This window comes from Saezia sanguinis (genome assembly GCF_003991585.1).
In the GTDB taxonomy this organism is placed as follows: domain Bacteria; phylum Pseudomonadota; class Gammaproteobacteria; order Burkholderiales; family Burkholderiaceae_C; genus Saezia; species Saezia sanguinis.
In genome coordinates this window covers 22869-42783 of sequence record NZ_PQSP01000012.1, presented here as the reverse complement: position 1 = coordinate 42783, position 19915 = coordinate 22869, and the positions used below count along the sequence as shown (strand labels likewise).

At 53.5% G+C, this 19915-nt stretch carries 21 protein-coding genes; 12 read left to right on the top strand and 9 right to left on the bottom strand.

The annotated features are described in order from the left end of the window. Positions 1–235 precede the first annotated feature (235 nt). Together CUZ56_RS14340 and CUZ56_RS14335 are read left to right on the top strand one after the other, a co-directional pair. Positions 236–619 carry a GNAT family N-acetyltransferase gene (locus CUZ56_RS14340; protein ID WP_239442573.1) on the top strand — a complete coding sequence of 128 codons (384 nt, stop codon included), beginning with the start codon at positions 236–238 and terminating at the stop codon, positions 617–619. A 20-nt stretch (positions 620–639) separates the two neighbouring features. Next, a complete protein-coding gene (locus tag CUZ56_RS14335) occupies positions 640–1557 on the top strand; it encodes a metallophosphoesterase (RefSeq protein WP_126981096.1) in 918 nt (305 codons plus the stop codon). A gap of 23 nt (positions 1558–1580) precedes the next feature. On the opposite strand, the gene CUZ56_RS14330 is transcribed toward CUZ56_RS14335, so the two are convergent. The 3 genes from CUZ56_RS14330 to CUZ56_RS14320 are packed head-to-tail and all read right to left on the bottom strand — an operon-like array spanning position 1581 to position 2773. Next, positions 1581–1772, bottom strand: a complete 192-nt coding sequence (locus CUZ56_RS14330) for a hypothetical protein (protein WP_126981095.1) — start codon at positions 1770–1772, stop codon at positions 1581–1583. Then, a complete protein-coding gene (locus CUZ56_RS14325; protein ID WP_239442565.1) occupies positions 1769–2347 on the bottom strand; it encodes an EVE domain-containing protein in 579 nt (192 codons plus the stop codon). The genes CUZ56_RS14330 and CUZ56_RS14325 overlap by 4 nt, the downstream gene beginning before the upstream one ends. A gap of 39 nt (positions 2348–2386) precedes the next feature. Then, positions 2387–2773: a VOC family protein gene (locus CUZ56_RS14320; protein WP_126981093.1), complete on the bottom strand. Its 387-nt coding sequence runs from the start codon at positions 2771–2773 to the stop codon at positions 2387–2389. Positions 2774–2995: 222 nt separating this feature from the next. Here CUZ56_RS14320 and CUZ56_RS14315 point away from each other — a divergent pair, with 222 nt between their 5' ends. Then, a complete protein-coding gene (locus CUZ56_RS14315) occupies positions 2996–3535 on the top strand; it encodes a cysteine hydrolase family protein (protein WP_126981092.1) in 540 nt (179 codons plus the stop codon). Between the two features lie 30 nt (positions 3536–3565). On the opposite strand, the gene CUZ56_RS14310 is transcribed toward CUZ56_RS14315, so the two are convergent. After that, a complete protein-coding gene (locus CUZ56_RS14310; protein WP_126981091.1) occupies positions 3566–4249 on the bottom strand; it encodes a helix-turn-helix transcriptional regulator in 684 nt (227 codons plus the stop codon). A 240-nt stretch (positions 4250–4489) separates the two neighbouring features. Here CUZ56_RS14310 and CUZ56_RS16285 point away from each other — a divergent pair, with 240 nt between their 5' ends. The 5 genes from CUZ56_RS16285 (at position 4490) to fdhE (ending at position 10314) form a co-directional block, all read left to right on the top strand. Then, positions 4490–4612 carry a hypothetical protein gene (locus CUZ56_RS16285; protein WP_275427149.1) on the top strand — a complete coding sequence of 41 codons (123 nt, stop codon included), beginning with the start codon at positions 4490–4492 and terminating at the stop codon, positions 4610–4612. A 5-nt stretch (positions 4613–4617) separates the two neighbouring features. Next, entirely contained in the window at positions 4618–7671 is a 3054-nt protein-coding gene (gene fdnG, locus CUZ56_RS14305) for a formate dehydrogenase-N subunit alpha (RefSeq protein ID WP_204250920.1), read from the top strand. Between the two features lie 10 nt (positions 7672–7681). After that, on the top strand, positions 7682–8638 hold the full coding sequence (fdxH, locus tag CUZ56_RS14300; RefSeq protein WP_126981090.1) for a formate dehydrogenase subunit beta: 957 nt from the start codon (positions 7682–7684) through the stop codon (positions 8636–8638). Beyond that, positions 8625–9308 carry a formate dehydrogenase subunit gamma gene (locus tag CUZ56_RS14295; RefSeq protein WP_126981126.1) on the top strand — a complete coding sequence of 228 codons (684 nt, stop codon included), beginning with the start codon at positions 8625–8627 and terminating at the stop codon, positions 9306–9308. The genes fdxH and CUZ56_RS14295 overlap by 14 nt, the downstream gene beginning before the upstream one ends. Positions 9309–9414: 106 nt before the next feature. Beyond that, complete coding sequence (fdhE, locus tag CUZ56_RS14290) at positions 9415–10314, top strand: formate dehydrogenase accessory protein FdhE (protein WP_126981089.1); 900 nt, start codon at positions 9415–9417, stop codon at positions 10312–10314. Positions 10315–10466: 152 nt separating this feature from the next. Here the strand turns inward: fdhE and CUZ56_RS14285 are convergent, their stop codons facing one another. Then, positions 10467–12404, bottom strand: a complete 1938-nt coding sequence (locus tag CUZ56_RS14285; protein WP_126981088.1) for a PhoX family protein — start codon at positions 12402–12404, stop codon at positions 10467–10469. Positions 12405–12793: 389 nt separating this feature from the next. On the opposite strand from CUZ56_RS14285, the gene CUZ56_RS14280 reads away from it, so the two are divergent. From CUZ56_RS14280 to CUZ56_RS14270, 3 genes are all read left to right on the top strand, one after another. Beyond that, entirely contained in the window at positions 12794–13231 is a 438-nt protein-coding gene (locus CUZ56_RS14280) for a hypothetical protein (protein ID WP_126981087.1), read from the top strand. A gap of 104 nt (positions 13232–13335) precedes the next feature. Next, positions 13336–13680, top strand: a complete 345-nt coding sequence (locus CUZ56_RS14275) for a hypothetical protein (RefSeq protein ID WP_126981086.1) — start codon at positions 13336–13338, stop codon at positions 13678–13680. Positions 13681–13788: 108 nt separating this feature from the next. Further along, positions 13789–14121 carry a hypothetical protein gene (locus CUZ56_RS14270; RefSeq protein ID WP_126981085.1) on the top strand — a complete coding sequence of 111 codons (333 nt, stop codon included), beginning with the start codon at positions 13789–13791 and terminating at the stop codon, positions 14119–14121. Positions 14122–14224: 103 nt separating this feature from the next. Here the strand turns inward: CUZ56_RS14270 and CUZ56_RS14265 are convergent, their stop codons facing one another. Next, positions 14225–15691, bottom strand: a complete 1467-nt coding sequence (locus CUZ56_RS14265; protein ID WP_204250919.1) for an SLC13 family permease — start codon at positions 15689–15691, stop codon at positions 14225–14227. Between the two features lie 436 nt (positions 15692–16127). Here CUZ56_RS14265 and CUZ56_RS14260 point away from each other — a divergent pair, with 436 nt between their 5' ends. Continuing rightward, on the top strand, positions 16128–16400 hold the full coding sequence (locus tag CUZ56_RS14260; protein ID WP_204250918.1) for a biotin/lipoyl-containing protein: 273 nt from the start codon (positions 16128–16130) through the stop codon (positions 16398–16400). A 71-nt stretch (positions 16401–16471) separates the two neighbouring features. Here CUZ56_RS14260 and CUZ56_RS14255 read toward each other — a convergent pair whose 3' ends face one another. The 3 genes from CUZ56_RS14255 to recN form a co-directional block, all read right to left on the bottom strand. Next, complete coding sequence (locus CUZ56_RS14255; protein ID WP_126981084.1) at positions 16472–17101, bottom strand: LON peptidase substrate-binding domain-containing protein; 630 nt, start codon at positions 17099–17101, stop codon at positions 16472–16474. 95 nt (positions 17102–17196) lie between these two features. Next, positions 17197–18123, bottom strand: coding sequence for an RNase adapter RapZ (rapZ, locus tag CUZ56_RS14250; protein ID WP_126981083.1), 927 nt, complete (start codon positions 18121–18123; stop codon positions 17197–17199). Positions 18124–18160: 37 nt separating this feature from the next. After that, positions 18161–19828 (bottom strand): DNA repair protein RecN, encoded by a 1668-nt coding sequence (gene recN, locus CUZ56_RS14245; protein WP_126981082.1) that lies wholly within the window; start codon positions 19826–19828, stop codon positions 18161–18163. Positions 19829–19915: the final 87 nt, after the last annotated feature.

The window sequence follows — 19915 nt, the reverse complement described above, 5'->3', positions numbered from 1 at the left end:
TGATCAACAAAGTCAGTGATGCTTTATTGATGCATGATCTGCGGTGACAAGAGACAGCATTTTCCATGTTTGATAAGATCTCAATTGATTGCTATATTCATACATATAGCTTACTGAGACATTATTAAAAAAACATTAACAAGAAAAACAATTGAACTCACAGAATAGAAGATTTTCATTCATAACGCCTGATGCTGGCAGATACGCTGAGCTGACAGATATCTGGGAGGCGTCAGTGCGGGCAACCCATCATTTTTTATCTGAAAAAGATATTCAACTGCTCAAACCTCAAATTGCGTCCAATTATTTACCGGCAATGTCGCATGTCACAGGTCTTGTCGGCATACGGGAGCGCATCGTAGGGTTTCTTGGTGCCCGTGGTCAGCATGTTGAAATGCTTTTTGTCGAGCCTTGCTGCCATGGCTGCGGAGCCGGGAAGGCGTTGCTGCGTTATGCCATCGGGCACTGGCATGTGAACTCACTGGATGTCAATGAGCAAAACCCACAGGCCGTGGGGTTTTATCAGCATATGGGGTTTGATGTGGTTGGCCGCTCGGCATATGATCAGCAGGGCAATCCGTTTCCTTTGCTGCATATGCGGTATGCTAGGGATGGCTGATAATTAAAATCAGGATGAATATGAAATACGACATTATTGGAGACATACACGGACAGGCGGGGCGGTTGTTTGCCTTGCTGTCGCACATGGGATACGAACGGGTCAATGACGTCTGGGGGCATGAGGAGCGCAAAGTCATCTTTTTAGGCGACTTTGTCGACCGTGGCCCCAAACAGTTGGCTGTGCTGGAAACGGTGAAAGCCATGGTGGATGCCGGCAGTGCGCTGGCGGTGATGGGAAATCACGAGGTCAATGCGATCGGGTGGCATACGCCCACCTCTGATGCATCAGAAACCTACCTGCGCTCTCATGACGAGAAGAACCGCAGGCAGCATACGGCTTTTCTGGATGCGGTCAAGGAATTTTCCCCGCTGCATGCCAAGTGGGTGAGTTGGTTCAAAACGCTGCCGATGTGGCTGGATTTGGGCAATATCCGTGTCATACATGCGTGCTGGGATCAGCAGGCGATGGCGACACTCAAGCCTTATCTGACAGAAAGCAACACGGTCAAAGAGGATGCTTGGCCGGTTTTGTTCAAAGATGGTTCACCCGAATTTCTGGCAACCGAATTGTTGCTCAAAGGCCAGGAAGTTGCGCTGCCTGATGGCGTGTTCTTTTATGATAAAGACTATGTCATGCGGCGTAAAACGCGTGTGAAATGGTGGCTACAGGGTGGGGCAACCTGGCGTGACCTGGTGATTGGCGATGATATTGCCGCGCAGTTGCCGGCGGTTGACAGCCATTTTGTCGGGCAGGGTTATCAGGATAAGGTGCCGGTGTTCATCGGCCACTACTGGCTTACGGGCAAACCTGAGTGCCTGTCGCCTTATATTGCCTGTGTGGATTATTCTGCGGCTTCACCGGCTGGCAAGCTGGTGGCGTATCGCTGGCAGGGAGAGACAGAACTGACGGATACGCATTTTGCCTATGTGGATTGAAGGCACTGTATCTGTATCGCCGGTTAAGCAAACGCCCAAAAGAATAAAGGCGGGTTGTTCCCGCCTTTATCTGGTGTATCGAGCAGTGCCCGTAACTGTCGTTTAGCCTGCTGCCGTTTGGCTTTAGTGCTTTTTTCATGTGTTCCGGCCTTTTTCTGGGCTGCCGCAGCCGCGTAGGGGTTGCGTGGAACAAGTGTCTTGTGCCTGGTTTTCATGGTGTTTCCTTTAGGTTCATGCCGCAGCAGGTATTTTTTGCCGCGGGAAGTAGATTATAAAAGTGGCGGGCGGCTAAGACAATGCTGTATGTTGCAGTAAAGGGGCACAGCGGTGTGTTTTCCAGCGTGGAAGATGCTTGCATGTGCAAGAGGATATGGACAAAGTCCTGCGGGCTGATTCTGACCAACCCAAAGCGCAATGAATAACCCCAGTTGGTTTTCCCAGCTGTGAGCCCCAGTTGGGTGCGTAACGGTGCAATCGGCGCAGGGGTTGTCACATACCAGCGCACATCATGCCGCCATGGGAAGAAGTGTTCTCCCATCTGCGCCTGATAAGGTGTTTTCGATGTAACGACCCCGGCGGCGGTGAATGCCCGCAGTGTGTCTTTTTGTCCGAAGGTGGCGGTGGGCGAATAGTAAACTACACTGTCGCCCGCATGAATGCGACGCAACGGCGCAGGTTTGCCATGGCACACCTGCATGAAGCCCTGTTCGCGCCCCAGCGCGACATGGTTAGCCGAGGCAACTGCCAGCCAGTAATGGCGGGCAGGGCCGGTGTCAGACGGTTGTGTCATGGCTTCAGGCATATGCCAGTTAATCTGCAAGGCGTTGGCTCAGTTTTCATCTGCGGCATGGAATATGCGCAGGCGGTGTCCGTCAGGGTCTTGTGCGACAAAGTTATAACCAAACTCCATACGGGTTGGCGGCTGGATGAATTGCAGCCCTTCTATGCCTGCGTTTTTCCAGTTCTGGTAAGTCGTGTCGACCAGAGTATCGCTTGCCACCGGCAGCGCCAGTTCCATGGCGCCTGCTGTGGCGCTGGTGGCGGGCTGCATGGTATGTTGCGACCACAGGCCCAGCAGCATGTTGTCATTGATTTTGAACATCACAAAAGTGGGAGATGCCTCTAGTGGTTCCCGATCAAATATCTGGCGGTAAAAGCGGGCGCAGGTTTGCGGGTTGTTGACGTATAAAATGGTCAGTGCCGTGGAGGGTGACATGCAAAATGCTCCTGTTTGTTTGGACAGGTTGTATCTTAGGTGGCGGGTGTGTCAGTTTCTGGCAGTAGCGGCTGCAATGTGTGCAAGCAGTTGCAGAAATTCGTTTACCGGCGAGAAGCATGCAAATGACTTGCAAGTGCCGGAAAGCCGTTTGCGCGAGAGGGGATGGCGCGTGGTTAAAATAGGCGTTTTCTGACGGCTGTGACAAACAAGGAGAACGCCATGCAGGCATTGATTTTGGTGGATATTCAGAATGATTATTTTCCAGGCGGACGTTTGCCTTTGGTGGGAAGCGAGGCGGCGGCGCTCAAGGCCAGCAGGCTGTTAAACCATTTTCGGGCGCAGAAAAAACCGGTTGTTCATATTCAGCACATTGCGACCAGGCCGGATGCCACATTCTTTTTGCCTGGAACGCCAGGCGCTGAAATACATGAAAGCGTCAGGCCGCAATCTGGAGAGCTGGTGTTGCAGAAAAATTACCCGAACAGTTTTCGGGATACATTGTTACAGAAGGAGTTGGACCGCCTTGCCGTGAAAGAGGTGCTGATTGTGGGCATGATGACCCATATGTGCATTGACAGTACGGTCCGGGCGGCATTTGATCTGGGTTACGCCTGTACGGTAGCGCATGATGCCTGCGCAACACGAGATCTGGCTTTTAATGGGCAGGAGATTCCTGCGGCGCAAGTGCACCGTTGCTTTTTGGCAGCGTTGCATGGGCTGTTTGCCCAGGTGAAAGCAGCGGACGATCTGTTGTGTTGAATTCGGGCGGTGATGTTTTGTGCAGAAGCATCACCCTGGTATATTCTGGCTTGTTTTCCATGTATTAAGTAAAGTGTGCCGGCGCTCGGGGTAGTGGGTTTGCGTGGAGATGATTTTCTCGATACGGTCGGTACGGAAATGGCGGAATCCCTGGCGCAGTTCGCACCAGGCAATCAGAATGCGCACCTGTTCAAAGTGCCCTAATGCAATGGGCCAGACCAGCCGTTCTGTGAGGTGGCCGTTCAAGTCGCGGTAGTGTATATGCAGTTTGGTCTCGTCATGAATGGCCTGGCGCAGCATGCCCGGATCTATGTTTTCGACAGGTCCGTCGACGGGCCCCACCAGCAATGGCATGGTGTCAAGTTCCACACGCAGGTCCGGGGGGAGCACGGCCGCTATTTTGGTCAGTGCCTCGGTGGCGGCCTGTGCCAGATCAGGGTCTGAGCGCTTGGCTACCCAGCGCGAGCCCAGTACCAACGCGGCGATTTCCTGGCGGGTAAACATCAGCGGCGGCAGGGTAAAACCTGGCCGCAGTGTGTATCCGAGTCCGGGGGCGCCTTGTATGTCGGCCCCTTGCGCGTGCAGCGTGGCAATATCGCGGTACAGCGTGCGAATGCTGATTCCCAGTTCATCAGCCAGTTGCTGCCCCTGGACAGGGTGCCGGTGTCGGCGCAGGATCTGTAGTAAAGAGAGCAGGCGTTGAGTGCGTGACATGGTATTGATGTGATGAGCGGGGCTATTCCAGCGTCATATGGAGTAGGTATCTGTCCTAATAGACATCATGTGCGGCTTTTATACCATTGAAGGTGTGTAGTCTGGTTAACAAAATAAATTCATAAATGAGAATCATTTCTTATGATCGAGTTAAGGTATCTAATATCTTATATCAGTTATATTGATTAAATATGCAATTAAAAGTCTTTTGCATGTCTGCTGAAGGTAAAGCGTTAAGGCATGCCAGAAGATATTAAAAAGTTAAAAGAAGTTTTTAGTCCCCTGGTTTCAAGAGATCTCAAAATAAAAGAAGGAATTCCCGCATGGTGGGTATTTCTGTCATTTCACGATGAAAAAGGCTAATTAATATGTTGCAACTATCCAGACGGCAATTTTTTCGCGCAACTGGCAGTGCTGTAGCTGGCTCCAGTCTCGTTGCATTGGGCTTTTCACCGACAGCCGCAATGGCTGAGGTCAGGCAATACAAGCTGACGCATGCGGTGGTCACGCGCAATAACTGCCCATACTGCTCTGTCGGCTGCGGTCTGCTGATGTACAGCCTGGGTGATGGCGCGATGAATGCGGAAAAGAGTATTTTCCACATTGAGGGCGACCCGGACCATCCGGTCAGCCGCGGCTCACTGTGCCCCAAGGGGGCCGGGCTGGTGGATTTCATCCACAGCGACCAGCGTTTGAAGTACCCGGAAGTGCGCGAGCCGGGCACCAACGAGTGGAAGCGGATTTCCTGGCATGAAGCGCTTAAGCGTATTGCCAAGCTGATGAAAGAGGATCGCGACGCCAATTTTGAACGCGTCAATGCCGATGGCGTGACGGTGAACCGCTGGCTGTCGCTGGGGTTTCTGGCCGCTTCGGCCACCAGTAACGAGGGTGGCATCATTACCCAGAAAGTGGCGCGTGCGCTGGGTATTCTGGCGCTGGATGCGCAGGCGCGTGTTTGTCATGCGCCGTCGGTGGCTGCACTGGCGGCTTCGTTTGGTCGTGGCGCCATGACCAATACCTGGGTGGATATTAAAAACGCTGATTTTGTATTTGTGATGGGCGGTAATCCGGCCGAAGCGCACCCGGTGGGCTTCAAGTGGGCGATCGAGGCGAAAAAGCGCGGCGCCCGCATGGTGGTGGTGGACCCGCGTTTGAACCGTACTGCGGCGGTGGCGGATAAATATATCCCCATCCGCGTGGGGTCTGATATTGCATTTTTGGGCGGTGTGATCAATTGGCTGCTGAAAAATGACAAAGTGCAGTGGGAGTATGTGAAAGCGTACACCAATGCCAGCTTCATTGTGCGTGAAGATTACGATTTTGATGAAGGCATTTTTTCCGGCTACAACGAACAGACCGGCGTTTATGATCGTACCTCATGGGAATATGAGCGCGATGAGAGCGGATATGCCAAGGTGGATATGACGTTGCAGCATCCACGTTGTGTGTTCCAGATGCTTAAAAAACATTATGAGCGCTATACGCCTGAAATGGTCAGCCGCGTTACCGGCGTGGCACCGCAGGACATGGAGTCGGTGGCGCAGATGCTGGGTGAAACCTGTGTGCCTGATAAAGCCGCTACCCTGCTGTATGCACTGGGCTGGGCCCAGCATACGGTAGGCACACAGAACATTCGCACCATGGCCGTGATTCAGTTGTTGCTTGGCAATATCGGCATGGTGGGCGGTGGTATCAATGCATTGCGCGGCCACTCCAACATTCAGGGGCTGTCTGACCTGGGGCTGCTTTCACAAAGCCTGCCGGGTTATATCAACCTGCCGAGCGAGAAACAGGCAGACTATGCAACCTATATTGACCAGATCACACCAAAAGCGGCACGTCCGGGGCAGTTGAATTACTGGGGCAATACGCCGAAGTTTTTTGTCAGCCTGATGAAATGGTTTTATGGTGACAAGGCCACTGCTGAAAACAACTGGGCGTTTGACTGGCTGCCCAAATGGGACCGCATGTACGACGTGCTGCAAATGGGCGAATTGATGCGTGAAGGCAAGATGAGCGGTTTCATCTGCCAGGGCTTCAACGCATTGGCCGCGTTTCCGGATGTGAACAGAACCAGAGAGGCGCTTGCCAAACTGAAATACATGGTGGTGATTGACCCACTGCAAACGGAGACGTCTGAGTTCTGGAAGAATTTTGGCGACCATAACAAAGTGGATCCGGCAACGATTCAAACGGAAGTGTTCCGTTTGCCCAGCACCTGTTTTGCCGAAGAGGATGGCGCCATTGTCAACAGCTCCCGCTGGCTGCAGTGGCACTGGGCTGGCGCCAAGCCGCCGGGCGAGGCCAAGTCGGATCAGGAGATCATGGCCGAGTTGTTTATGACTTTGCGTGACCTGTATGCCAAAGAGGGCGGTACATTTGCCGACCCGATTCTGAACCTGGACTGGGCTTATGCCGACCCTTATGCGCCGACTTCTGAAGAGCTGGCCAAAGAATACAACGGCCGGGCGCTGGCGGATGTGAGCGATCTGAAAGACGCCAGCAAAGTGATTCGCAAAAAAGGCGAGCAGTTATCCGGCTTTGCCGAGCTGCGCGATGATGGCTCAACCGCATGTGCCTGCTGGATTTTTTCTGGCAGTTTTACCCAGGCCGGTAACCAGATGGCGCGCCGTGATAATACCGATTCCGGTTTTGGCAATACACCGGGCTGGGCCTGGGCCTGGCCGGCCAACCGGCGTATTCTGTATAACCGCGCCAGCGCGGATCCGATGGGGAACCCCTGGGACCCGATGCGTGCTTTGCTGCATTGGGACGGTGCTAAATGGACGGGTGCCGATGTGCCGGACTATGCCATTGACGCGCCACCGGGCGGCGGTATGAATCCGTTCATCATGAATTATGAAGGTGTGGGGCGTCTGTTCTGCGCTCGCATGTGTACCGATGGCCCGTTCCCCGAGCATTATGAGCCGATGGAGTCACCGCTTAAAGCCAATCCGCTGGGGGCCAAGGCGTTGAACAGCCCGGCTGTGCGCATGTTCAAACATGACCGTGAGCGGCTGGGTGACAGCGAGCAGTTCCCGTATGTGGCGACCACCTATCGCCTGACGGAGCACTTCATGTACTGGACCAAACATGCCAAGCTTAACGCGATTACCCAGCCTGAGCAGTTCATTGAAATGCCTGAGGTGCTGGCCAAGGAGAAAGGCATTCAGCATGGCGATACGGTCAAGGTGAGCAGCAACCGCGGGTATATCGAGGCCAAGGCCGTGGTGACCAAACGCATCAAGCCGCTGACGATTGACGGTAAGGTGGTATATCAGATTGGCATCCCGATACATTGGGGATTTATCGGAGATACCAAAGCAGGATATTTGGCCAACAGCCTCTCACCGTTTGTGGGTGACTGTAATACCCAGACGCCTGAGTACAAGGCGTTCCTGGTGAACGTGGAAAAGGCGTAAGGAGATCACGATGGCATTGCAATCATTAGATATCAAAAGACGTTCTGCAACCACGACGCCTTCCCCGAGTGTGCGCGAGCCGCATGCGGGTGGCGAAGTGGCCAAGCTGATTGATGTGACCACCTGTATCGGCTGTAAAGCCTGCCAGGTGGCCTGTTCTGAATGGAACGATTTACGGGCTGAGGTTGGCACCAACGTGGGTGTGTATGACAACCCGACCGACCTGGATGCTCAAGCCTGGACGGTGATGCGGTTTACCGAATACGAAAATGAGGAAACCGGCAACCTGGAGTGGCTGATCCGTAAAGACGGCTGTATGCATTGTTCTGATCCGGGCTGCCTGAAGTCGTGCCCTGCGCCGGGTGCAATTGTGCAGTATACCAATGGCATTGTGGATTTTCATGAAGAAAACTGCATTGGCTGCGGTTACTGCATGACGGGCTGTCCTTTCAATGTGCCGCGCATTTCCAAGAAGGACCACAAGGCGTATAAATGCTCTTTGTGTTCAGACCGAGTGGCTGTGGGGCAGGAACCGGCCTGTGCCAAAACCTGCCCGACCGGGGCGATCCGCTTTGGCACCAAAACGGACATGAAAAAATATGCTGACGAACGGATTACTGATCTGAAAAGCCGGGGCTACGAAAAGGCTGGCTTGTACGACCCTGAGGGTGTTGGCGGTACGCACGTGATGTACGTGCTGCACCATGCCGATAAGCCTTCGCTGTACCACGGCCTGCCTGACCAGCCCAAGATTGATCCGATGGTCAGTTTGTGGAAGGGTGTGACCAAGCCACTGGCGCTGGGTGTGATGGGCATGGCCGCATTGGTCGGTTTCTTCCATTATGTGGTGTTTGGTCCGAACAAAGCGACAGAGCAAGAGGAAAAGGATGCAGAGAATGAAGCCATAGGCCGCCGGATAGCGGCAGGCGAGTCTCCCAGAAAGGAGTTGCATGATGAGCAAGCATAATGAAAAAGCGCGTTTCAGCGAGTTGGATGGCAAGCCCGCAATTGAGCGCTACAGCGCGGGTGCGCGCCTGAATCACTGGGTTGTGGCCATCTGTTTTGTGCTGCTTGCATTGTCAGGCCTGGCGTTTTTCCACCCGGGCACATTCTGGCTGAGCAACCTGTTTGGCAGCGGTACCTGGGCGCGTATTTTGCATCCGTTTATCGGGGTGCTGATGTTCATCAGTTTTTGCGGGCTGTTTGTGCGGTTTGTCAGCCATAATTTCCTGAGCAAGGATGATATTCACTGGATTATCAACTTCAAGGATGTGATCAGCAATAATGAAGCGAAAATACCGCCAGCCGGGCGTTATAACGCCGGACAGAAATTTTTGTTCTGGGCGCTGTTCTGGCTGATGCTGGGCCTGATGGCAACCGGCATTGTGATCTGGCGTTCTTATTTCTCGCATTATTTTTCAGTGGAGCTGATTCGGGCCGCAGTGCTGTTGCATGCGGTGTGCGGTTTTGGCCTGATCTGTACCATCATCATTCACGTGTATGCGGCCATCTGGGTTCAGGGAACGATCAGTGCCATGATCCGTGGCAAGGTCAGCTATGGCTGGGTGAAGCATAATCACCCGGCATGGTATAAAGAAATTGTCGAATCGGAAAAGGCTGCCGTCAAAAAAGGGTAACAGGCTTTTTTGACACGGCCTGTATTGGCCGATATGGCTGTATTATTTTTGTTGATGCCGTTGGCTGTGAAAAGCGGCTGGCGGCTTTTTATTTTTGAGTTGGAAGATGAATCAAGCACCTGCGCCCATTGAGTTTCGTGATGGAACAGATATCCGCCGTATCCGGCTACCCCAAATTCAAACGCTGTTTGCACAGCGCGCCGAGCGGTTAAGGCAGTTGGCTGCGGACAGTGCAATTGCCGACTATATCGGACTCATGGCTGTGCTGGTTGATGCACAGCACCAGTGTGTGCAGAAAATGCAGGCCGAACTGTCAGCGGGGATGCAGAAGCTGCCGTTGATTGCGCCTTCTGCCAAACTCGATCCGCTGTGGCATCAGGTTTTGTTTTGTATATTGGAGTGGCTGGAGCAGCAGGGCAATCTGCTTCCCAGTGTGGTGCAGGTGATCAAAGATCTCAGGAACGCTTCGGCTGATGAACTGGATACCCAGGCGCAGGCCATTTTGGCGCAGTACCCGCGTGTGATTGCCAATGCGCCGTTCATTGCGGCTGCTTTACAGGTGGTATATGCCAGCAAGGCCGCGCAACTGAGTGAACAGTCAGTGCCCTATGCCGATCCGGCCTCTGCATGTCCTGCATGCGGCGGTGCGCCGGTTGTCAGCGTGGTTCGGCTGGGCGAGCAGAACCAGAACTACCGTTACCTGCACTGCGGAGTTTGCGAAACCGAGTGGCACATGGTGCGTGTGAAGTGTACACATTGTGGCTCGACCAACGGCATTGCTTATGAGCATATTGAAAACGGGCCGGAATATATTCAGGCTGAAACATGTACCGAGTGCCATACCTACAGCAAGGTCATTGATCAGGAAAAAAATGCGCAAACCGAACCACTGGCTGATGACCTGGGCTCGTTTGCCTTAGATCTGCTGATGTCGCAAACGGAGTTTGCCCGCACCTCTTTCAACCCATTGTTGCCTTTTGCTGCCATTGAAGGGCATGCAGAATAATCCGTGCAGAAGTAAAGCTGTGGCGCTTATAAAAAAGAAAAGCATAAAAGCCCTTAAGCAAAGGTCAAGGGCTTTTATGCTGATGAAGTGCCAGAGTGGATGTTGTTCGTTTGTTGCTTGACTGTGTTGTTTCTGGCGACAGCGCTGTTTCTTTATGCGGCAGAAGATGTAGATACCGCGGCAATGTAGCCAACAGAGGCACCAAAACGGTCTTTGTAGTTGGCTCGTATCAGCGGGTCCAGCGTATCCATCACCTTGGCATGCAGTTTTTCATCCCAGTCGCCTGGGTGTTGGAGGTTGCTCATGATGTAAGCCCAGCCGTTGATGTTGTCAACGGCCTGCAAGCCGGTGGATTCGGCGCCGGCAGGCGTGCTGAGTATGCGCGAGAGCCGGCCGGTATCAACGTTGTACGCCCAAAGGAAATTGTTGACATGCATTGCACTGTCTTCACCAATGAACAGGGTGCGGTATTCTTCTGAGAATTTGATGTTGTCCGGGTTGGCGACTTTGTCGGGGTTGGCCAGGTTGCCCAGCGCATCAGGGGTGTCCAGATCTTCTCCGATCAATGCCGCAGGAGCAGACATTGCCACAGGAACCCAGTCACTGCGAATGGCCTGTCCGGACGTATCTTTCTGCCCGCCCTCCATCGGCAGCGCATATACGGCGCCGGACTTGGGCCCCTGCACCTGGATATCTCCCGAGCCGTTGAGCATGCTGCTTTGAATATAGGCCATTGCGCTGTAGGCGATTTTGTCGCGTGCATTGACCGTGGTTCCTTCCATTTTGGTGAACCCCATGCTGCCGCCCTTGTAAGCGGCATAACGGTGGGTTTCCAGGAAGGCGGCCGCTTTTTCCATGCCGGGGTTGATGCGAATCCAGTTGAATTTGCCGTCAAATGGAATTTTGGTGAAGCTGCTGTCCTGCGGGTCGACGGTGCGGACTTCCATGATGTCGGCAATGGTTAATTTGTCGGCAAGTGCTTCGATCTCCTGGCTGCTGGCGTGCCCCAGGTTGACCCAGCTCAGGTCTGCTGCACCGGGGCCAACGCCCGAAGTCTGGTGCCATTTGGCAACGTATAAGGTTCCGCTGGAAAGGTCGCGCGGCCGGTCTGCAACAAACATGAACAATCCGCCGTTGGTCGCATCGTCGCCCATCAGTGCGGTGCGTTCATCGGGCATGACCTGAATCAGCTCGTGCGAAATGCGGCCCATGTTGTAATGTTTGATGACCGTGCCGGAGCCGTCAGGATTGACGATAACTTCAGGAATATGTCCGTAATGGTACGGGTTGGCCTGTGCCGCGTTGCCATACAGGTTCTGGCCGAATGACTGGAACGCCTTGTCATTGGCAATGTTGGCAGCATCCGGTTCATATTCTTCACTGGACAGGTGTGTGTTCCAAGGCGACAGGCTGGCACCGCAGGGGGTCCATAAACCATGCACGGCAGAGGTATCCACATGGCTGTACTTGACCAAGGTGAGTTCGCCGCTGTCCGGGTTCTGGTCCAGTGTCAGTACCGCAATGGGGGCTGGCAGATGTTTGTATACATCATTGCCGTTCTGATCACGTGTGGCGTATTCAAACTGTACCACGGCAAATACCGTGTTGCCTTTGACGCCGGCAACCTGCGCATTTGGCAGTGTCAGCAGTGAAGAGCCATCCGGGCTGTCGGAATAGAAATGCCGCTCTTTCCCGGGGACGGACGTATCGATGATGGGGCGGTTGTGAATATCGTAATATCCTCCGGCCAGAAGTTGTCCGCCCTGTCCGTCAGGCAGCATATCGCCGGTGGTGAAGAACGGGTGATAGGCCAGTTGATGAGTCTGCTTTTCTCCTGAATGGGTGAGCAGCTCCAATTTGGAGTTGACTGCTGTGGTGGCCATATCGGCTGCATGCGCCAGATCGGGGGCAGCCATTGGAATGAATGAAGCAGAAACGAATGGCATTGCCCGGGCAGAACCTGAAAGGCCTGCCTGGGCCTGCAGCGAGGTAAATAAAGCGGCACTACCTGTGCCAATCATCGGAACCATGGGGATGGTTCCCATCAGTTGCAGTAAGCGGCGGCGTGTCGGTTGTTTGACGTTTTGCATTGTGGGGAACTCCAGATCATTTCATATAGAGAGATAGAAAGAGAAGGTAACTGGAGTGTAGAAATCGGCTGTGACAAGATGATGACAAACAGAAACCTTCCTGCATCGAATGGCTGTTTGTGGCAGAAAAGGGAGCGAATTTTTGCCAAAATTAAATAAAAGGGTAAAATCCTTTGATCCTGATGTTTGGGTATGGAAGTTTTTATCAGTGCCCAGGCATGATTGAAGTGTTCCAATCTCTTGAAGGGTGACAGTCTGCAGTCAATGAAGCCTGCCTCACTATCGGCATGTAACATGTCCGGCTGATGGGGCAGATGCTTATTTTTTTGTGTATTGTCAGAGGACAGTTTTGTTCTTAACGTTGTTTTATACTAAGGGAAAATCAAACCATGAAAATTAAATTACTTTTCTTATCTATTCTGGCCGCATTTGCATTAGCCGCCTGTGACAATAAGAGCGATTCTTCCACCACAGCCGCAACTTCCACACCTGCTCCGGCTGCAGCGCCTGCTGAACCCGCAGCCGCTCCTGCTGAGCCTGCTGCTCCGGCCGCCGAACCTGCTGCCCCAGCAGAAGAGCCTGCTGCTGAACCTGCTGCTACTGCAGATTCAACCGGTGTGGCTGAGTGTGATGAATATCTGGAAAAAGTTCTGGCTTGCTATGAACAGCATATTCCTGCTGGTCAGCGTGAAGCCATGGTCAGCGGCCTGGATCAGGTTAAAGCTGGCTGGGCACAGATTGAAGACAAATCTGCTCTGGCAGAAGCATGCAAACAGGCCATGGATGCTGCTAAACAGCAGTTTGGCGCAATGGGCTGCTCATTCTAATTAAAGCCTGTTGGGTTATCCAATGAATCAGGGCCTGTGGGCATTGCATGCCAATAGGCCCTTTTTCTTGGTGAAATGACTGTCAATCTTGGAGCTTTAGGCAAATGAAATATATCCAATGGAGATGGGCCCCTGTTGCTGTGGTGATGGTCATGGCGCTGAGTGCCTGCGATAAGTCTGACGAGCAGGCAACAGGTACGTCACCAGGTACACCTGCTGGCGGTGAGACCGGATTTATTTTTCCGGAATGTGAGCAATATTTCACAAAAATGCAGGCTTGTGTGAACAGCCAGGTCTCACAGCAGGAGCAGCAGCAGTTGAACCAGTCTTTACAGCAACTGCAAAGCATGATGGCGCAGGCAGACAATCAGGATCAGCTTAAGGAACAGTGCCAGCAGGGCTTGAACAGCCTGGATGAGCAGATGAAGGCATTGGGCTGCAGCCTGTAGAGAGGCGACCCAGGCTGTAATTTCTAAACGGTGTGGCGGGAAGCCAAAGATGGATGGAAATTCCACTGACGGTAAATAGTGCCTGTGATTTGAGATAAGGTAGAAAAAATGGTTAAAAATTTGAGCCGCTGGCTGTGCCCATTGGCATTGGGAATGTTTGTGGCATTACCTGCCGCGTATGCGCAGAATGCTGCGACGCTGGGGGCGTCTGCCATACAGCCGTCAGGAATCCCTGAGTGTGATTCGTATTTTGTGCAGATCGAAGCGTGTATCAAAACACAGATACCAGCCAGCGAATATGCGGAGCTGGTTGCCGGGTTGAATGAAGCCAGCCGTGCATTTGCAGCCGCGCCGGATAAGTCGGTTGTGGCCCAGCAATGCACACAGGCTTTGCAGCAGGCCAAAGATGAATATGCGGCAAAGGGCTGTACTTTTAACTGATACTGCATCAGCCACAGTACAAGCGACTTTTTAGTCGCAGGATGCAGCAAGAAAAAAGGCATGGATTTGACTCCATGCCTTTTTGTATTGATGCGCTTAGAAACTATGAAGTGACGCTCCAGAGCACCCCAATGAGCAGGTAGCAAAGCCCGGTTACCACGACAATGCCAGCCATGTTCAGGAAAAAGCCGGCTTTGATCATGGAGGATATTTTCATTCTACCGGTACCAAACACAATCGCGTTAGGTGGCGTGGCCACCGGCATCATGAACGCACAACTCGCGGCAATGGCCGTTGGAATGGCCAGCAATGTCGGGGACATGCCCTGAGCCACAGCCAGCGCGCCCATCAGCGGCAGGAAGGTTGCTGCAGTGGCGGTGTTGGACGTGACTTCTGTGAGGAACATGATCACGGTAACGACCAGAATCATGATCATCAATGTGGACATGCCACCGGCAATGCCGCCAACGTTGGTGGCAATCCAGGTCGCCAGGCCGCTGGAACCAATGGCTGCAGCCATGGACAAGCCGCCACCAAACAGCAGCAGTACTCCCCAGGGCAGTCGATTGGCCGATTTCCAGTCCATCAGAAACACGCGATGTTTCAGGTTGGCCGGGATCAGGAACAGCGCCAGTGCAGCAGCAATGGCAATGGTGGTGTCGTTTGCACCCGGAACATATTTTTTCAAAATGGGCTGAAAAATCCAGCACAGTGAGGTGACCAGGAAAACGAGTCCAACCAGTTTTTCGCCCAGCGTAATGGGGCCCATTTCCTTGAGTTCCTTGCGCAGAACTTCTTGTGAACCGCCACCGGTAATGCGGAAGTTTTTGCGTGTGAGCCACCACCAGGCCAGTATCAGCATGATGAGGCTCACAGGAACGCCCAGTGCCATCCAGGTGCCAAATCCAATCTGAATCTGGTAGTTCTCATTCAGAAAACCTGCCAGCAGCGCATTAGGAGGGGTGCCGATCAAGGTGGCGATACCACCGATGCTGGCTGCGTAGGCAATACCCAGGAGCAAGGCGGTAGCAAAACGTTCTTTTTCCCCTTTGTCATCCTTGTCGCTGGTGAGCATGTCGACAATTGACAGGCCAATCGGCAGCATCATGATGGCCGTTGCGGTATTGCTGACCCACATGCTGATAAAAGCGGTAGCGATCATGAACCCGGCAACCTGTGCTTTGGGCCCGCTGCCTACAGCCAGCAGCGTGACTAGTGCAATGCGTTTGTGCAGGTTCCAGCGCTCCAGCGCCAGGCCGATGATGAACCCGCCCATGAACAGGAAAATGGTCGAGTTGGCATAAGGCGAGGTGGCCTTGCCTAAAGAGTCAATGCCCAGCAGTGGAATCAGCAGAATGGGCAGCAATGATGTGGCCGGAATGGGTATGGCTTCCGTTGCCCACCAGACGGCCATTAACAATGTCATGCCCACGGTATACCAGGCGGCTTGCGACATGTCTCCCGGGGGCGGTGTCACAATGCATATCAGTAAAAGAAGTGGCCCCAGAAAAAAGCCGACCCATGCTGCCAAATTCATGTGGCGTGCTGAAGGTTCTTGTGTAGTAGTCATAAGCAGTTACCTAAAATACAAACTAAATAAAATCCCAGTCTGCGACTTTAAGGAAGAAAGCGAATTTTTCATCTAAGGGATTACCCTCGTCAACTTTTTGGAAACGACTGCCAATTAGTTTAAAAATTTATGCTAACTAATTGAAATAAATTAAATTAATTTGAATGATGGGTTTTGGTAAGTTGATTTCAAAAATTTTTGCATGTGCTTAAATATGCAGCATGCTCACAAGAAAAAATGAATTCGTTCTTATCGAGCGAGATTTGCATTTTGGACGATGAGACCCCAGATAAGACAGCAATGGGTCCGTTGCTGCGTTACCTGTTGGAGGAAAAGGGTTGTCCAATGCGAAGCGTAAAATGCAGAATGATCGCTTTGCATCAAGGTGCCAGAAACGGTGATTGTTAAACTGGTATGCTGACCTGCCGTTGGGTGAATGATGTCTGAAATTGTAGAAGTCAAACTGCCGAAAACACCGCCTTGCTGGGATACCTGCGGCAACTGCGCGACCGATGAGCTGACGGTTGCAGAGGTGCTGGTGAGCCCCGGCCAGGAGGTAAAGCATGGTGATGCGCTGATGGTGCTTGAGACCAATAAGGTGGGCTTGGAAATTCCCTCACCCGAAAGTGGTACGGTGCTTGAAGTATTGGTTCAGGACGGTGATCTGCTGGACCCTGAGCAGGTGATCGTGCGCATAGAGGTGCAATGAGCGCGTGTATGCACCTGCGCAGTACCTTCAAGGTACTGCGGCTTCCCGTGCTGTTGATTGCAGGTTTGGTTTTAGCCGCTGATGTGCGCTTTTTGAAGATGCTCTGCAATGATGGTCAGGCGTTTAACCGGGTCGGTTGTTTGCAATAATTCGAGCCGTTGTGTTGTATCCAGCGGTAACAGTTCTGCCCAGCGGTTAGCGACCCAGCCTGCATCGGCAAACTGGTAAGGTTGGGCGAAATTGTTTTTGCCCTGAACAATCAGTGCCGTTGTGATTTGCTGCAGTGTATCGCTGCAATGCTGTAAGGACGCAGGAATAGGTTCCGGCAAGTCGGGGGCAATGAGCGTGGCATCTTGCGCAATCCACAACCCGTTAGGCCCGGTTTTTAAGGATGCATAGCTGAAGCGCTGCGTTCCCAGGCATTGAAGATGCAGTACCTGGTCTTTATCTGCCTCGGTTGCGGTAATGACGGCCAGGGTTCCCATGGGGGACAGACGGGGTGTTTCATTGGCAACGCGCACCTCATGACCTTCTTCCAAAGTGACCACTCCAAACGGGGCCTGGGTTTTCAGGCAGGCGCTGACCAGGTCCAGGTAGCGGGCTTCAAAAACCTGCAGCGCCAGTTGCCCCTGGGGAAATAATACATATTTCAAAGGGAACAAGGGCAGGGTGATGGTTGCAGCAGATTCTGAAGGGGTCATGTCAGTCCAGTAACGGGTCAATAAGGCAATATATAAGTGGTTATCTTAACGGATTGCCGGGCAATGGCTGTGGAGATACCGTGAAGATACCGGAATCAGGCATCAATTTCACGGTGCCGGATAATGGTCGGATGGTCTTTGCCAAAGTGTTGTGCCAGTTTTTCCACAAAGTAGACGGAGCGGTGTTGTCCGCCGGTGCAGCCGATGGCAACCGTCAGGTAGCTGCGGTGGTCATTGATAAAAGCAGGCAGCCATTCCTGCAGAAAGTGTGTCAGTTGTGCAAGCATCTGGTTAACGGCGTCGGATTGTTCCAGCCATTGCTGGATGGCCTGGTCCTTGCCGTTCAGCGGGCGCAGTTCTGCCACGTAATAAGGGTTGGGGAGAATGCGCACATCAAACACATAATCGGCATCGACCGGAATTCCCCGTTTGAACGCAAATGACTCAAACACCAGTGTCAGGTTGCTTTTAGGTGTTTCGACCACTGTTTTAACCCAGCTTTGCAACTGGGAAGGGCGCAGCAGGCTGGTGTCAATGCTGGAGCCGAGCGATTTCAGCTCAGCCAACAGTTCCCGCTCCTGTGAAATGGCTTCTGCCAGCGCCTGATGGCGGTCGCCGGATGATGCATCGGCGCTCAGGGCGGACAGCGGATGGCGACGACGCGTTTCGGAAAACCGCCGGACCAGCGATTCGTCACTGGCATCCAGATACAGCAGCTTCACGTCAATGGCGGCACCTTCCAGCCCGCGCAGAATCTGCGGCAATAAAGGCAGCGAGGCGGCGCTGCGCCCATCCACTGCGATGGCGACATGGCGTCTTCTTTGCTGTTGCTGCATTTGCAGGGTTTGCAGCAGTTGCACAATCAGTTCCGGCGGCAGGTTGTCCACACAGAAATAGCCGGTATCTTCCAGCGCGCGCAAAGCCACTGATTTGCCTGCACCGGACATGCCGGTAATGAGAACCAGGTTCAGCGGGGAATAGGTATCCGCTGAGGCTGTCGCAGTGGTGGCAGAAGATGGCATGTGTTGCTCCTGGTTTGATGGATGTGCAGCGGCTCAGTCAGCGTGTGCCTGCATGGGCGGCATGCAGCATTTCCTGTGCATGTGCCAGGCCTGCCTGGGAGGTGGCATCGCCTCCCAGCATGCGCGCAATTTCAGTGACGCGGTTGCTCTCGCTGACCGGCGTAATCTGGCTGGTGGTGGTTTTGCCTGAAGTCTGTTTGCTGACAACCCAGTGGTGGTGTGCGCTGGCGGCTACTTGCGGCAAGTGCGTCACGGCCAGCACCTGGCGCTCTTTGCCCAGTTGCTGCATCAGCAGTCCGACCGTTTGAGCAACGCTGCCGCCAATGCCGGAATCGATTTCATCAAAAATCAGGGTGGGGGTATGCCCCAGTTGACTGGTGGTAACGGCAATCGCCAGTGCCAGGCGGGACAATTCACCGCCGGAAGCGACCTTGTTAACCGGCCTGGGTGTGGAGCCGGTATGCCCGGCAACCAGAAATTCAATGTGGTCAATGCCGCTGGCCTGGGGTTGTGGCAGGGGAGTAATGGCGACTTCAAAACGGCCCCCGGCCATGCCCAGGCCCTGCATGGCAGCGGTAATGGCTTTGGAGAGTTTGGGCGCGGCCTGCTGGCGCTGTGCAGAAATCTGCTGTGCGGCAACCAGCCAGTTTTTTTTGGCTTGTTCAGCCGCTTTTTCCAGCGCAGCAATGTCCGAGCTGGCTTCCAGTTCTGCAAGTTCGTGCTGCCAGCTTTGCAGCAATGCGGGCAGTTCCTGCGGCTGGCGCCGGTAACGGCGCGCTAAAGAAAGCCAACTGGCAATGCGCTGATCCAACTCTTCCAGGCGTTGCGGGTCCAGATCGGTGTGGCGCAGCCAGGTGTTCAGGCTGTGGTGCGCATCTTCGACCAGTGCCTGTGCATCCTGGACCACTTTCAATATGTCTGCCAGTTGCGGGTCAATGGTGGCGGCTTTTTGCAAGGCGATAATGGCCTGCCCTAGTCTGTCGCTGGCGCTGTCTGCCTCTTCACTGAGTGTATTGCAGGAGGTTTGCGCAGCATCCAGCAGCATCTGGGCATGGAAAAGCCGCTCATGTTCTGTGTTGAGTTCATCCCATTCATTTTCGCGCGGTGCCAGTTTGCCGACTTCCTCAATCTGCCAGTTCAGGCGTTCGCGTTCACGGTCCGCGTGCAGCGCTTTGTCCTGCGCTGATCGCAGGCGGTTTTCAGCCTGTTGCCACTGTTGCCATAAGGGCAGCAATGCGCTGCTGTCAATCAGCCCGTAAGCATCGAGCAGCTCGCGCACACGCTCTGGTTTGGTCAGGCTTTGCCAGGCGTGCTGGCCGTGAATGTCAACCAGAAACTCCCCCAGCTCGCGCAGTTGACCGATGGTGGCCGGACTGCCATTGATCCAGGCCCGGCTTTTGCCCTGGCTGTCAATGGTGCGGCGCAGCAGCAGTTCGTCGTCTTCCTGGTCAAAGCCGGCGTCTGCCAGCCAGTGTTTGATGCCTGCCATTTCGGGCATGTTGAAGGCCACGCTGATTTCTGCACGGGTTTGTCCCTCGCGCACAACACCGGCATCGCTGCGTCCGCCCAGTGCGAGCTGTAATGCGTCGATCAGAATGGATTTGCCTGCACCTGTTTCGCCGGTGAGCACGGTAAAACCGGCGTGCAAATCCAGCTCAAGTTCGTCTACCAGGACAAAGTCGCGCAAAATCAGTTGACGCAGCATGAATAATTTCCGTCACAAACAGGGGCAAAAAACACGATAAGTGCCATTGTAATGAAAAGCACAAACTCTGTTGATGCTGTTGTGATG